At 61.7% G+C, this 14,054-nt stretch carries 10 protein-coding genes and 1 pseudogene; 6 read left to right on the top strand and 5 right to left on the bottom strand.

Going from position 1 to position 14,054, the window contains the following annotated elements:
• Positions 1–25 precede the first annotated feature (25 nt).
• The 4 genes and pseudogenes from ABE85_RS02015 to xseB all read left to right on the top strand — a co-directional run bounded on the left by ABE85_RS02015 (position 26) and on the right by xseB (position 3,155).
• On the top strand, positions 26–721 hold the full coding sequence (locus ABE85_RS02015) for a hypothetical protein (RefSeq protein WP_067269625.1): 696 nt from the start codon (positions 26–28) through the stop codon (positions 719–721).
• 102 nt (positions 722–823) lie between these two features.
• Positions 824–952: pseudogene (locus ABE85_RS28840) on the top strand (DUF5710 domain-containing protein); the annotation flags it as partial.
• A gap of 72 nt (positions 953–1,024) precedes the next feature.
• Positions 1,025–2,833 (top strand): exodeoxyribonuclease VII large subunit, encoded by a 1,809-nt coding sequence (xseA, locus tag ABE85_RS02010; protein WP_067269624.1) that lies wholly within the window; start codon positions 1,025–1,027, stop codon positions 2,831–2,833.
• A gap of 13 nt (positions 2,834–2,846) precedes the next feature.
• Entirely contained in the window at positions 2,847–3,155 is a 309-nt protein-coding gene (xseB, locus tag ABE85_RS26725) for an exodeoxyribonuclease VII small subunit (RefSeq protein WP_082938228.1), read from the top strand.
• Positions 3,156–3,176: 21 nt separating this feature from the next.
• Here xseB and ABE85_RS02000 read toward each other — a convergent pair whose 3' ends face one another.
• The 4 genes from ABE85_RS02000 to ABE85_RS01985 all read right to left on the bottom strand — a co-directional run bounded on the left by ABE85_RS02000 (position 3,177) and on the right by ABE85_RS01985 (position 8,977).
• Entirely contained in the window at positions 3,177–5,072 is a 1,896-nt protein-coding gene (locus ABE85_RS02000) for a UvrD-helicase domain-containing protein (RefSeq protein ID WP_067269622.1), read from the bottom strand.
• A 10-nt stretch (positions 5,073–5,082) separates the two neighbouring features.
• Positions 5,083–7,017 (bottom strand): ATP-dependent endonuclease, encoded by a 1,935-nt coding sequence (locus ABE85_RS01995; protein WP_067269620.1) that lies wholly within the window; start codon positions 7,015–7,017, stop codon positions 5,083–5,085.
• 149 nt (positions 7,018–7,166) lie between these two features.
• Entirely contained in the window at positions 7,167–8,408 is a 1,242-nt protein-coding gene (locus tag ABE85_RS01990; RefSeq protein WP_067269618.1) for a DUF6161 domain-containing protein, read from the bottom strand.
• A gap of 137 nt (positions 8,409–8,545) precedes the next feature.
• Positions 8,546–8,977 (bottom strand): NUDIX hydrolase, encoded by a 432-nt coding sequence (locus tag ABE85_RS01985; protein WP_067269616.1) that lies wholly within the window; start codon positions 8,975–8,977, stop codon positions 8,546–8,548.
• 127 nt (positions 8,978–9,104) lie between these two features.
• Between ABE85_RS01985 and ABE85_RS01980 the strand changes: the two genes are divergently transcribed.
• Together ABE85_RS01980 and ABE85_RS01975 are read left to right on the top strand one after the other, a co-directional pair.
• Positions 9,105–11,093, top strand: a complete 1,989-nt coding sequence (locus tag ABE85_RS01980) for an ATP-binding protein (RefSeq protein WP_067269614.1) — start codon at positions 9,105–9,107, stop codon at positions 11,091–11,093.
• Between the two features lie 154 nt (positions 11,094–11,247).
• Complete coding sequence (locus tag ABE85_RS01975) at positions 11,248–11,637, top strand: response regulator (RefSeq protein WP_067269613.1); 390 nt, start codon at positions 11,248–11,250, stop codon at positions 11,635–11,637.
• 453 nt (positions 11,638–12,090) lie between these two features.
• Here ABE85_RS01975 and ABE85_RS01965 read toward each other — a convergent pair whose 3' ends face one another.
• Positions 12,091–13,908: an amidohydrolase gene (locus ABE85_RS01965; protein ID WP_067269609.1), complete on the bottom strand. Its 1,818-nt coding sequence runs from the start codon at positions 13,906–13,908 to the stop codon at positions 12,091–12,093.
• Positions 13,909–14,054 lie beyond the last annotated feature (146 nt).

Below are 14,054 nucleotides of genomic sequence, written 5' to 3'. Positions count from 1 at the left end.
GACTTCCCCACTAAGATTTCGACCAATGACACCCGTTCAATTTGCCTGGGAAGGCCTATCAAATGCCATGCGCCTCTACGTTGAGGGCAAGCTTCGCTTCGACAACCTCTTTCAAGTGGACAGGGAAGAGGCCGTCAACAACATGGACCGAGCCATGGAAGCGAAGTTGGAAAAATTCCATTCGCTGTATGACGTAACCAAGGACCTGCCAGGGTTCGAATTCTTTGCCCACGGGGACACCTCGTTGCTCATCGTGCTGCGCAACGCGCTCCATCATCGAGACCATTCGCTGTTTCAAAGCTGGAACGCCAGGCTCGGCTTGAATGATGGAATGCACCTGCTTTCAGGGACCGAGTTCCTCCTTGCTAGCACGACGCCCGGAGAGGCTGGACATACCGTGCGGTTCTACTACCCGCTGCATGACTTCTATGCCCGCCTCGGCGCGCCGCGAATCAGCAACCCTACCGCTATGAAAGCACTTTGGGACGCCGAGCTGCTGTTCGATGAGATGGCGAGCGAAGGACGTAGAGCTCGGTACCCCGATGACCGGGTCTACGTTGATGTGATGCCGGCGTTCATGTCTGCCATTGCGCGCGTCAGGACGTGGCTCGACGCCACCGGTTTCCAGCCTGCCGGCTACGACGGCAAGACCTACTTTGAACACTTTGCAGATTTGGACCTGCCGCAGTCCCTGGGCTACAAGCGGCTGCGACTTCCCTGACAGCGTTCCTCGCATCGTTTGACCCCAGCGACTCTGTTGCTTACTCTCGACAACGTCGCCCGTCGCTTTCAACCTTTTGCCCGTGCAAAGCCATCGCTGCTCATGAGTGAGCGCACCTACCTCAACAGCAAGTACGAAGAACGAGCTCAAGTAAAGGCTCTCGGCGCACGCTGGGACTCTGAGCTTCGCAAGTGGTACGTACCATCGGAGTTGGACTTAGCGCCGTTCTCAGCTTGGCTGCCGGCGGCTCCGAAGTCGAGTCCTGCGCACTCACAGGTTGCGCTGGAGTCCGAGTCGCGTGAGGTGGACGTGCCGAACAAGGGCATCCCACTGTCGCGACTCCTGGGCGGGGTCGCGAACTTGATTTCGAAGGCCTTCGGTGAAGGTGTCTGGACCACGGCTGAGGTCCTAAAAGTCAGTTCGACCAAGGTCGGCCACGTCTACCTCGAGTTGTCCGAGCGAAACCAGTCCACGGGCGATGTTCTGGCGCAGGCACGCGCGGTAATCTGGTCCCGGTCGGCCGAAGCCCTGCTCTCGGAGTTCAGACGCGTGACCGGTGCCGACCTCGAAGCCGGCATCAAGGTGTTGTTGCGTGCCAAGCCTGTCTTCAAGTCGCAGTACGGGTTCAGCCTGGAAGTGGATGGCATCGACCCGGCGTACACACTAGGCGACCTTGAGGCTCGACGCCGCGACATCCGCGAGCGCCTGAAAAGAGAACTGCTGTTCGACCGCAATCGCTCGCTCGCGAGCCCCTGGGATTTCAAGGCAGTCCTAGTCATCGCGCCTGAGCGCGCCGCAGGGTTGGGAGACTTCGCCAAGGAGGCGCAGCGTCTTCAGGCACACGGAGCGTGCGAGTTCAGCTACATCCACAGCCGTTTTCAAGGCGAAGGTGCCGCCGCGGAGATTGCCGAGGCACTTCGGGTAGGCCTGCGCACGTGGTCCGGCGCAGAGCTCCCGGACGCCGTTGTCATCCTTAGAGGCGGCGGCAGCGTCAGCGACCTCGCCTGGCTCAACGACTACGCTTTGGCGCGATGCATCTGCGAATGCCCAGTGCCCGTTCTCACGGGCATTGGCCACGAGCGCGACGACACCTCGCTGGATGAAGTCGCCCACCGCAAGTTCGACACCCCGTCCAAGGTCATTTTGGGCATCGAAGAAGTAATGCGGTCCCGAGTTCGCGAGGCACGCGCGTTCAACGAGCGCATCCTCAACCTCACCCGGCGCGCTGCCGCCCTGACCGGCGCGGACGTTCTGCATCTGCGCCGTGATGTCGAGCAAGCCGCCAAGGCCTTGGTTGCTCAGGCACGTGCTGACAGCAAGTCCGCCTTCGAGGCACTCCGCCACGCGTCAGCAGCGACGCTCCGCGATGCGCGCAGTGCCGTTAGGGAGAACGTCGTTGCGGTTCGGTCGGACGCCCGCCAGCTCGTTCAGGTCGCGCACCAGGCTGTTCCAGCTGTCATGGTCGACATCGACACGAGAGCACGAGCGTCCGTCCTCCTCGCGAAGGAACGAAGCGAAGGCCTGTTGCCACTTGTTCTAGAGCGTAGTCGGCTGACCGCTCGCACGGCACGCCGGGAAACCGAACTCGCCATCCGCGAGACTTCTGGGGCTGTCGGGCGGCTTGTACACGTCCGCCGGAGGGTGGATGCGCTCCTCCCCACGGTTCTCGAACAAGCTGCGATGACCGCTCGCACCGCACGTCGAGAGACCGAGCTCGCCATCCGGGAGACCGCGGGCGTTGCCGGCAAGATTGGACATGTCCGCCGCCAGGTAGACGCGTTGCTACCGGCCGTTCTAGAGCAAGCTGCATCCAGCACCCGCACTCAAGGGCAAGCTGCAGAGCGTCTCATGCGCGAGACCGCCGAACGTTCCACAAGAGGCGTCGACATCGCAGCAGAGCGGTCCCAGGCCCTCTTCCGGGAGATTGCTGGTCAGGGGCCCCAAAAAACCTTGCGCCGCGGCTTCGCCGTCGTACGCTCCTCAGGCGGCGAGGCAGTGACTTCCGTAGAGACAGTCCAACCTGGTGCGGCCATACAGGTTGACCTGCATGACGGCACGGTGCGCGCAGTCGTCGAGACCGTCAATCAAACAACCCAGGAAGGCGGCGCCTGACGCCGAAGAGAAGATGGAAGAAAAGACTTTCCGCGATGCCTACGAAGTCCTTCAGCGCCATGCGGAGACGCTGCGCAACCAGGAGGAGCCCAACATCGACGACTTGTTGGACATCGTCAACGAGTCGGTCGACGCCTACAAGGTCTGCAAGCAGCGCATTGACGCTGTGGAGAAAGCTCTGGAGGAGGCGTTGGTCAGCGCTGGCTTGGAAGGTGCGAGCCGCGGCGAGCGAGCCGCTCCCGCGCCCAACGAGAACGGTGGCAAGGGTCGCCCCGTACCGTCCCGTGGCTTCGACGACATGGACGACGACACGCCCTTCTGAACGAGACGCAGCACTCCACGGTCAGCAAACAACTGTCTCGACGACGCCGGCGTCGGTGAGGAGTTGGTAGAGGTCGGCGACCTTCTGCCGGGCACCTCGCTCATTGCAGAAGAGGAACACGGCACGCTGCTTGGCGCGAGACAGCGCGACGAAGAAGGTTGCCAGCCCCTCGGGATTGCCAGGTGTGTGGCTCCACCAGGACTTGTCGTCCAGCCCGATAAAGGCAATCGTGTCGTACTCGAGTCCTTTGCTCTTGTGCACGGTCAAAAGCGGAATCTGGTCTGCTCCCTCATATAGGTCCAGGCAGTCGACCCAACTTCCACCGGCATGAGCGCACTCGGCCAGGTGGATGGTCAGCCCCTCCCGAATGAGTTCGGCCATATCGTTGCGCTGATAGCGAACGTGAGAGCGAACGATGCGCTCCATGTCCATGAATGCGTAGACCTTGTCGACCACGGCAGCAGCAGCTGCCTCAGAAGGCTCCTCGGCATCCATGAGAGCTCGCAGCTCGGCCAAGAACTCCTCCAGCGCAGCCTCGGCGCTGCGAGTGCCGAGGGTGTCCGCCGAGTCGACACCGGCGAGAAATTCCACGGCCGATGAGGCCAACTGCCACGCCGCCGGCGCCTTCACCTTAGTGCCAAGACGCAGGAGGGCCAGCACGACCTGGGCGATGTCATCCACCAGCAAGTCCTGGATGGAAACCTTGCCAACCACCTTGCTCTCATTGCGCAGTGCCAGGCCGGCAGCGGCGAACGCAGGCTGCAACTCCCGCTCGAAGACCTCAGCCTTCTGGCGAACCAGCAGCGCGTAGTCACGCGGCCGCTTCTTGCGGGCGGCCAGGTCCATGGCGACCCACGTCGCCAAGTACTCAGCCTCCCCTTGACGATGGGAGCTCGACCAAACCTGCACCACGTCTTTGGCCAACTCTGCGGCGGCTTGGGATTGCGTGGGAATGGCGCCAGCGTCGAGCGCCGTGGCAACGACGTGCTGCACGCGCACCAGTTCCGGCGAAGAGCGGAAGTTGAACAACAGCGGCACGCGCTGTGCGCCAAAGTCCGCCTCGAACTGCTCGAAGGCATCCGAACGAGCACCGGCCCACAGCATGATGCGTTGTTTGTGGTCGCCGACCACCGTCACGCTTGCAGAGCTGCCCATGAAGGCCGACTTGAGGAAGTCGTACTGAGCGAACGTCGTGTCTTGGAACTCGTCCACGAAGACGAACGAGTACGTCGACCGCAGCGCTGCCAGGATGTTGGGAGAGCTCCTCAACAGCAGCTCGGCCAGTCTGTTCAGGCTCGAGAAGGTGAGCTTCGACGGCTTCGCATACTTCAGCGACATGGCCCACCAGTAGTTCAAGAGCAGCTCGCGAGCGTTCGTGGGCTTCGCTGCGACCAGCGGCAACTTGCTGTTCCCCAGGACATCCGCTTCAAACCTGAATAGGTCCAGCCCGCCAATCTCGTTGCGCCATTCCTCGCGAGCCACTGCCCTTGCCCCGCGTTGGAACTCCTTCAGGTAGTCCTTGTCTGGGAACAGGATGTCGTACGGCCTCGTCGGCCGCCAAACCGAAGGAAGGGCATTGGCGAAGCGGTCGACCAAGCTCTTCGTCAACGCATCGAACGTGACGGATGAGAAGCGACCGGCCAGCTCTGGCGGGCACCGCTCCTGTACGCGCTTGGCGAGATTGGCGGCCGCGTCTGTCTTAAACGAGATGGCAAGGATGCGATGCGGCGGCCGGCAGATGCTTGTCTCAAGCAGATACACCGCCCGCTGAGCCAGGAACTCGGTCTTGCCGGCCCCTGGACCCGCTACGACCGACGTGTTTCCGGTACTGCGCAACGCGGTCCATGCCGCTGGCTCCAGACCGGGGATGCCCCTCGGATTCCAGTCCTCCGGCGCAACTCTCCGATAAAATTCCATCGGGACTACCTCAGAGGCTCTTGCGCACAACTTCGATGAGGTCCTTCAGGAACTGCGGGGCAGAGGCCCTCAACTGCTCATCTGAGAGCCTGCTCAGCGCGCGAACATGGGTGCTCGGCTTTCCTCGACCAAGGAAGAGATACCTGTACCAAAGAAGCGCGACGTCCTGGTCTGCCGGATACGCGGCGTGATTTCCGCCCTCCCCCAGCACTGCATCCCGAGCGTTTGTTCCAGCTCTAGGGCCAGCCATCTCAGCCTCCAGCACGGTGTACGCAGGGAAGTAGGCTTGGAGCATCGAGTAGTCGAGGTCCAGGGGAGCAGAGAAGAACACGCCGCGTTCTTGCAGAAACGCCAGCCACACCTCGATGTCTCCCTTGTCCACCATCTTGTCGAACCTATCGAGATTGCGTTCCGCTTGTGGGTCGTCAACTGCGACTTCCTTGAAGAACTCCGTAGGAGGGGTGCCATTAGCAATCAGCTGCGTAATGGCTGTCTTGACTCGTCCCCACCCGCCACCCTGTCGGCCCCAATCCAGGTCCAAGAGCGTGGCGTGTGGGATATCCAGTGTATTGAGCAGCTTCCACATGTGATTCACGTGGCGCCCTCCCAGCGGAACGACGGCGACGAAGGAGCGGTCAATTTCGACGCCCATGGCCTTCGACAGCCGCGGGATAACCACCTCTTCTGTGGCCCCCTCGCCTAGCACGACGAACCTTGCGAAGTAGAGCTCCGGATAACTGCGCACAGCCTCGCGCAGGTACTTGGATGCCTCTTCTTGGTCCGCCGGCATCTCCACGGCGCGGATGCGAGCCGTCCTGTCTTCCGTAAGACGGAAATGGCGAACCGCCTCTGGCTTGACGCGCGACAAGATGCTCGCGGAGTGGCTCGAGACGACCGCCTGCGCCTGGGATGCGCCGACCAGTTCCTCGACCTGGGCAATGATGCGCGACAGGTAAAAAGGCGCGAGGGTGTTTTCAGGCTCCTCCAGCGCGATGAGCGTCAGCGCCGGAATGGCAACGCTGCCGGGGACAAAGCCATGTTCGGCATCTCCCCTCGCAGCCTCGGCCTCCGCGTCCAGGGTCGCGGCCGTCAGTGCCAGATGGAACAGCGACTTCTGCCCATCGCTGAGTTCGTTGATGTCACGGTCGCGCCCGTCATCACCAGGCTGAAAGGTGACATCCACCTGACCAATGAACTCTTGCCAGCGTGTATCCACCGGACGGAACACCGGAACTGCATCCGTGCCTGCGTCATGAAGCGCCTGCCAGCGCTGTTTCACTTTCTCCTCAATGCGAAGCACCGCCGGCTCTTCCCTAAAGACGGTGTTCAGCGTCTTGCCGGCGCCGTCCAGGGCCGTCTTTACCTTCGCCGACCACTGGATGGCCTTCCACAGTCGCCCTTTCAGCAGCGCCGACACCTGCGATGCGCCATCGCGCGTCGCAGGGATGTAGAGCAATTGGATGCGCGAGCGGTCCGCACCCTTCAAGTTGACGCAATCTGCAGCCGTGTACTCGCCCAGGGACCGAACCGCGAAGTAGGTTTCTTCGATGGCGCCTTCAACGGTGCCGTCATCGACCCAGGTGGCCTCCAATCGCAGCCGCACCTTTAGCTTGCCCTTGTCATCAGCGGCCATCTGCTGGAAGAACTCCGGCACGGCCGTCGTCTCCGTGCCGGTGTCCAGTTCGGGGAACACCAAGATGGCCTCAAGGCTTAGCTCGCGCTGCAACGGCACAGCTTTTTCGTTCGCTGGCACATGAAAGTCGCGCCGCCTAAGTCTTCGCTGCTCACTCGTCATGCCGAAGAGCCGTTGGAGGCCCTGCATGACGGCGGTCTTCCCGCTGCCATTTGCGCCCACGAATGCAGTGAGGGCAGCGTCCAGCGATAACGCTGCCCCTTGGGGGCCGAAGCACCGGAAGTTGTTCAGCGTGACTTGTTCGATGTACATGTTCTCTCCCTCCCGTCATGAGCGTGCAGCTTCATGTCGCGAACTATTTTTCTCGAATGTATCCGGTTGCTCGTGTCGTACGACTCTCTACTCCGCGCCGCCGCCTTTGCATTTGCCGCAAAGAGTGGCATTACCGAAACATTTGCTGGCTACTTGCTAGTCTTCGTTAGCAGCTCAGCGAGCGAAAGCGGTATCCCCTCATCTTTGACGATGCCGTCGCTTGCCGGTCGGAAGAGGGCTTGCAAGATGAGTCGCCGGTCATCCTTGTCGCTAAGCTTGTCGCCTTCCATAAGCGAGAGGTAGGTCTGCACCATGACCACTCGTTCCGCGGCGTCACCGAGCAGATGGAGATGGCTGAGGAACATGCGGACTAGAAGTCTCAACGCCCAAACCGAGAACACGCCCAGCGTAGCCAGCAACGCGATGCGCCAGGTATCTGGCATCTTCCCCGCTTGCGCCGTGTTTAGCAGGTCATGGACCTGAACGCCCAGCCACCCCGCTGCGCTTCCGATACCAGCGAACGACAAGATGCCGGTGAGGGTTGCTCCGATACGGTGCCCGACCTGCTTCTTACGCCAGTAGTCCGCCGGCGCGCGCAACGCCATCTTCTCGTTGAACTTCTCCTCGAGTTCGCGCATCGCCTCGCGATGGCCGTTGGCCATCTCCTCGAAGGTCCTTACGCGCTGCTCTTGGTCGCCTTTGAAGGTTTCGGCTTGCGAAGTGGCCGCACTGCTGATGTTGGTGGCCAGCTCCTGGTAGTCGCGATGCAACGCGTCGTACGTGAGCGTCTTCTCACCGATGACTGTCTCAGCCTTCTGGACGACGACGTCGAAGGCAAGCCCTGCAGCTTCAACCCGTGCGTCGGACTTTCCTCGCGACGACGCGAACCGCTCGCTCAGCCCCGCTAAGAGACCTCGCCACGAACCGAGTGTCAGCGCTTGGAACTGATGACCGCTATCGACCGGGCCGAGCATCGCCGCAAGGAAGAAGCTGGCACCGAGGTCACCGTACTCCTGACGAGCGAGCCCTACCCGCTTTCCCAGCCTAGACCCGCTGTACGGGAGGCGGCGTTCAACAAACGCGGCGTTAATCTGAGACTGCGCGTTTCGGAGCTGCTGAAGCGCGTGGTCTCGGTTGCCCTCCCAATAGTTCCTCGCTTGAGTCGTGTCACTGAGCGCTTGGTTCAGGCAATTGACCGCCTCATAAAGCGGTTGCGCATGACTGCCGGTCCCCCCCTGATGCAGCCATATCCAGTACTGCTGCTCCTTGGCCAGCCACTGACCGAGCTCGTCGACAGTGGTGGGCGCTAGCAGCCCTCCGTTTGCTCCAAGGTCAAGTTGGAACAGCGGCGCACTCGCCGCTGCAGGAGCGGAGTTCCCGTCTTGCGTCATTCATTTCCTTCCGGCGTTCGCCACAAGTAAGAAACGAAAATTGGCACTGAAACCCGACATGGAACCGATGCTCGCTTTCACCTACACAGCCCTTCAAGCGACCAACTCGTGGAGGCGAGGCGATGCCCTCCAAGGCTTCAGAGGGCGAGAAGACGTTCACCAAGTCGCTGTAGCGTCTTGCGTAACCCCTTTCCCACGCGTTCAGGCCAAGCGTCCCACTCGACCCACGCAAAGGCATCGGCCTCCGGCAGCAGTTCCTTGGTTCGATGATGCTCGAAGAAGCTCGTGCAGCGGCACTTGGCGGGGTCGAGCAGCGAGGACTCAATCCGACCAGCGAAGAGGTGCAGATGCTTGCCAGTCAGGTAGTCTTGCTCGCCCAGGTCGACCAGCGGCCACTGCGACGCGTCGATGCCGGCCTCTTCCTTGGCCTCCCGCAGAGCCGCTTCCAGCGGAACCTCACCAGGGTCAGGCAACCCCTTGGGGATGTCCCAACGCTCTGTTCCCGTCGCTCGCACGAGGAACATCCGGTTGTTTTCGTCCAGCAGCACGACGCCGCAGCTGAGTTGCATCGCATGCCTCCCATCGAGCAACCCAGTCTAGGGGAAGCTCAGCGGCCGCCCCCTGCCCTGCGAGACGGATTACCGGCGTCCAACCTTGACAGGCGACAATCCGGCGCCAGACCATACGGGAGGACGGATGGGGTTCGGAGAGGTCGTCGAAGTCGTTGCAAGCAGGAAGCAACAACGCATTGCGCTGGCCCTTTCCCTGGCGTCGCTCGTGCTTGTGGCGGCGCTCGTGCCCTTCGCTGCGGTACCGCTGGTCCAACTGCCGCATATCTCAGGCATGTACGGCGCCGCGGTCGCCGGCACAAATCTGGCCACGTTCTGGCTCCTCATCTCCTCACCGTCTCAGACGCGGGCCCACTCGGCCATCGCCGCGGCGTACCTCTTTAGCGGCCTCATGGCCATCGCGCATGTCCTGGTGTTCCCGGGAGCTGTCCTCGATAAGGACCCAGTCTTGGGTTCGCCTCATGCAGCGAGCTGGCTCTTCGTCACTTGGCGAGCGGGCTTCGCCGCTTTCATAGCTTGGGCCGCCTTCTGCGAGCGTCCGGCAAGCGCTCACGAAGGCAGCTTGCCTCGTGGCTCAAGCCGCTTGCCCGTGCTTGCAGCCGTCGGGACCGCCGTTGTCGCGCTCATCGCCTCGCAGCTCACCGATGCAGCCGCAATGTCTGTACAGGGGAACCGAGAGTTCTTCCAAGCTTTCACCACGTACGGCTCCTACGCTGCCGCGGCCGTCGCCTTCGCAGCGGTATTCCTCATTTTCCAGCGCGGCCTGTTCCGGCGCTCCATCTTCGTGTGGCTCATCTTCGTGATGACCGCAGAGGCTGCGGGAGTGTGGGTGAGCACGTACGGAGGAGCAAGGTACACCGTCGCCTGGTACACGATTCGAGTGGAAGGCGTGGTCGCATCCATCGTCCTGCTATTGCTCATGGCTCAGCATTTCCGACGACTGCAAAAGCGACTGGCCGACGCGGTCAAGGTTCTTGAAGGAAGGACGGAACACCTTCAGGCGGAGATGCACCGGCGGGAACGCGCCGAGGCTGAATTGGCTCGGGCCGAGAAGCTCAAAGCGGTCGGTCAAATCGGCGCGACGCTAGCCCATGACTTGAACAACATCCTTCAGGTCATCACCGGAAGACTCTCCATCTTGCAACGGCGAGTCGGCCCAGTCGGCGACGGGGACGCTGAGGTCATACGGCGCAATGTGCGCAAGGCCGAAGCCCTTACCAGGCAGCTGACGGTCTTGTCTGGGCGTCGGCAGTTCACCGCTCAGACTTTGGATATTGCTCCGACCATAGCGACAGTGGCGGATACTGTGAGACTGCTGCTCGCCTCAACCCACACGCTGCGTCTTCAAGTTGACTCTGACCTTCCGAGCGTCGCCTTAGACGTTCTTGAATTCGAAGTAGCGCTGACAAATCTGGTCACGAACGCACGGGACGCGATGCCCTCTGGCGGTGAAATCGTAATCCACGCCGCACGGGTAGACCGCGCGTTAGGACGAGGGTTGGCAATCTCCGTGACCGACCACGGCACCGGCATACGTCCTGAAATTCGTCCGCACATCTTCGAGCCGTTCTTCTCCACCAAAGAGTCTGGGAAGGGGACGGGGCTGGGGCTAGCGCAAGTCCACGCCTTCGTCACAAGCTGCGGAGGCATGGTGGAAGTCGAAAGCACGGCCGGTGTCGGCTCGGTCATTCGGCTCATCCTGCCGCTGCGCACGATAGAGCGCGCTGCCCCGGACGCGGAGATGCACGATGTTGCCGCAGCTCCGGTTCAGCCCGGGCAAGTGATTCTGCTTGTTGAGGACAACGACGATGTTCGCGAAGCCTCTGAGCAACTGCTCGAGGCCGGTGGCTTCGTCGTTCAATCCGCTCGCAGCAGCGTTGATGCTCTGGACCTGCTTGCCCAGGGTCTCAGGCCGGACGTCGTCATCTCAGACATCGTGATGCCTCACGGGATACATGGCGTGGAGCTGGTGCGGCAGATTCGAAGGCAGCTACCTGGCGTGCGCTCCGTGCTGGTGACTGGGCACAGTGAGGTGGCGGCGGGAGCACGGAGAGAAGGCTTGCCGGTGATTGCGAAGCCGTACAGCCTTGAAGCACTGTTGCAGGCCCTACGCTGAATATCGGGGGACAAGGCGGTGAAGCCGCAACGGGGGAGGTTGGCCGCTTCAGGCTGGAAGCAAACATGCAGCAAAGCCGCTTCGACTTCGCCCACACAGCCTCGTAGCAACCCGAATTCCTCAGCCCTTGGCGGCTTGAAGAAAATCTGGCGCCATGTCTGAACGGGTCTGGAACGCCCTTGTGGTCGACGATTTTCCCGACGCTGGTGAGGCGTTGGTGGCTTGGCTCACCCTTGAAGGCTGGCGCGCTGAGTACATAACGAGCGCAGAGGCCGCCCTTGCTCGCATTGACGCCCAAATGCCAGACGTCCTCATCATCGAGCCGTACCTGCGGCACGGAAGCGCCATGGCCATGGCGGCGCACGTGCGGCATCGGTTCGGTGCTGCCATCTGGATGGTGGCCGTGACTGGCCATCCCAGAGTAGGTGACGCTATCGCGTACGAGCCGACGCTGTTCGACCGGACGCTCATCAAGCCCGGCGACGCGCAGCAACTTCGTGCGGCATTGCGGGATGCGCAGTCCAGAAGTCCGTGCTCACGCTGAGGTAGGGGCATTCAAGCTTCTTGCAAGGGTCGGCGCGTCCCGAAGCTCAGTGGTGGGGACCGGAGCCGTGGCTCGCTGCCAGACCGCGGCGTCTACCGCATCTCAGTCCTTTGCCAGCCCCCTGCGTTCCTCCATGCCCAAGCGTGCCAGCTAGCGCAGAACCCTCGGACTTGGTCGCACGGGCCTCGCGATGGAGGCCACTGCGCTCACGGTGGCTGCCGTGGTCGTGCTAGCTGCAATTGCAGCGTCGGTGTTCTGCGCGTATATCAAGGAGAACTGGGTTGCCGGCATCTTCGCCAGCACGACCATCGGCGCTCTGGCTTGGGCGTTCAATAGCGCAAAGTCATGGCCCGACCGGAAGGATTCCGACAAATAGTGATGAGGGTCCCTTCCGAGTCAAGAATGACCAGAAAGTAGACCCCCTCCGAGGTGGACACCCCTAGAGCCGTGAGCTCACTTGCCCGTGTAGAAGCTGCCGAACTTCTTGTTGGGCGACCAGCTGGGCACAAGGGCCGGAGCTGCCGGTGCCAGGCCTGCGAAGCTGCCCGCGCCCCAGACCGGCTTCCCATCCACGATGGTCAGCACGGACTCGATGGACTTGATGTCCTTGTCAGGCACCGTCATGTAGTCGGCCGAGAGCAATGCCATGTCTGCAAACTGCCCGACCTTGATGCGACCCTTCACGTCCTCCTCCTGGGAGAACCAAGCGCTACCCCAAGAGTAGAGCTTCAAGGCCTCTTCGCGCGACACACGGTTGTCCGGCCCAAGGACCGTGCGGTCCGAGCCAACCTTGCCCGTGGTCAGGAAGTAAAGACCCAGCCACGGATTGAAGGACGAACGCGTTCCATCCGTGCCCATGCCGACGGGGATACCCTTGGCAAGCAGTTGGCGCACCGGGGGTGCGTTCTCCGCAGCCTTGGCACCGTAGCGCTCAACGAAGTCATCACCCAGGAAGAACATGCGGTCCTGAATCGCAACACCCCCGCCCAGAGCCTTGATGCGGTCCATGTTGGGAGCCTTCACCGTCTCCGCATGGTCAATCGCCCAGCGCAGGCCGTTCAGCGGCGTGTCCTTGTTCACCTTCTCGATGACGTTCAGCAGGCGAGTCACCGACTCGTCGTATGTAGCGTGGATTCGGAAGGGCCAGCGCTTGCTGATGAAGAGACGGACGATGGGCTCCATCTTCTCTTCCATGTCGGCATCCTGGGTCGGCCTGGCCGAACGGAAGTTCTCGAAGTCACCCGCCTTCCAGAGGACCCACTCACCGCCACCTTCGAGTTCGAACCCGTGTTCCCGGACCTCATCGAAGTTGTGGCCAGCAGTGTTGTCTTTCATCCAGTTCTGGTAGTCCTCAAGCTCCTTGCCCGGGTGCTGAGTGAACAAGTAGAAAGAGACGCGCAGCGGCAGCTTCTTGGCGCGCATGACCTGCATGGACACCTGGTAGTCGTCAGGGAAATTGAACCCGCCGCCGCCGGCGTCGATGACGCTGGTCAGACCGAAGCGCGCCAGCTGGTGGAAAAAGTACTGCGTCGACTGTGCGGCTGTGGCGGCGTCAAACGGCGGCAGCTTCGCGAGCAGCCCGTACAGGATGTTCGGACTTGGCGTCGCCCGGAACACCCCGTTGGGATTGCCGCTGGCGTCCTTCAGGGTTTCGCTTCCATCAGGGAACTGTGTGTCCTTGGTGATGTTCAGCGCCTTGAGGCCCGCCTTGTTGATGACAATTTCGCTGTAGAAGTACTGGATGAAAACCGGCGTGTCCGGTGCGACCGCGTCCAACTCCTGCGGAGTCGGCAGCCTCTGCTCCTTGAACTGCCACGGCGTGAAGCCACCGACAACGCGAACCCACTGGCCCTTGGGCGTGACCGCGGCCTGCTGCTTCACCATGTCCAGGGCAATCGCCAGGCTCGGCACACCGTCCCAGCGAAGCTCGCCGGTGAAGGTGTTGCCACCTCGAAGGTAGTGCGAGTGCGAGTCGTTCAGGCCAGGAATCAGACGACGCTGACCGGCGTCGATGACCTTCGTGGCCGAACCACGGTGGTTATGCATGACCTGCTCGGTCGTGCCCACCGCAAGAATTTTCCCGCCCTTGATTGCCACTGCTTCTGCCGACGGCTGCTCAGAGTCCAAGGTGGTCACCTTGGCGTTCATGATGAGCGTGTCAGCGGCCTTGCTGTCTTCCACCGGCGCAGCAGCGCACATGCTCGCTGCAGCCAGCCCGACCAAGGCCGCCAGATACTTCAGCGGCTTGCCGATACCTACGGATGATTTCAATCTGTTCTCCTATTTGCAACAAGGAAAAAATACTAGGAGGTGCCGCTTAGTCGCGGCACCGAGTAAAGACAACTCACCTGTTCACCTGTCAGCACCAGCGGGCGTACATAGGCGAATCAAACGGATGAACGCGCGCAGTCAATCGC

The organism is Mitsuaria sp. 7 (assembly GCF_001653795.1).
Classification (GTDB): domain Bacteria; phylum Pseudomonadota; class Gammaproteobacteria; order Burkholderiales; family Burkholderiaceae_C; genus Roseateles.
This window is presented reverse-complemented; position numbering and strand designations above follow the sequence as displayed.

Excerpts from the sequence above, each read along its gene's own strand:
- ABE85_RS02015 (WP_067269625.1), top strand. The coding sequence starts at position 26 with ATGACACCCGTTCAATTTGCCTGGGAAGGCCTATCAAATGCCATGCGC.
- xseB (WP_082938228.1), top strand. The coding sequence starts at position 2,847 with ATGGAAGAAAAGACTTTCCGCGATGCCTACGAAGTCCTTCAGCGCCAT.
- ABE85_RS02000 (WP_067269622.1), bottom strand. The coding sequence starts at position 5,072 with ATGGAATTTTATCGGAGAGTTGCGCCGGAGGACTGGAATCCGAGGGGC.
- ABE85_RS01995 (WP_067269620.1), bottom strand. The coding sequence starts at position 7,017 with ATGTACATCGAACAAGTCACGCTGAACAACTTCCGGTGCTTCGGCCCC.
- ABE85_RS01990 (WP_067269618.1), bottom strand. The coding sequence starts at position 8,408 with ATGACGCAAGACGGGAACTCCGCTCCTGCAGCGGCGAGTGCGCCGCTG.
- ABE85_RS01985 (WP_067269616.1), bottom strand. The coding sequence starts at position 8,977 with ATGCAACTCAGCTGCGGCGTCGTGCTGCTGGACGAAAACAACCGGATG.
- ABE85_RS01980 (WP_067269614.1), top strand. The coding sequence starts at position 9,105 with ATGGGGTTCGGAGAGGTCGTCGAAGTCGTTGCAAGCAGGAAGCAACAA.
- ABE85_RS01975 (WP_067269613.1), top strand. The coding sequence starts at position 11,248 with ATGTCTGAACGGGTCTGGAACGCCCTTGTGGTCGACGATTTTCCCGAC.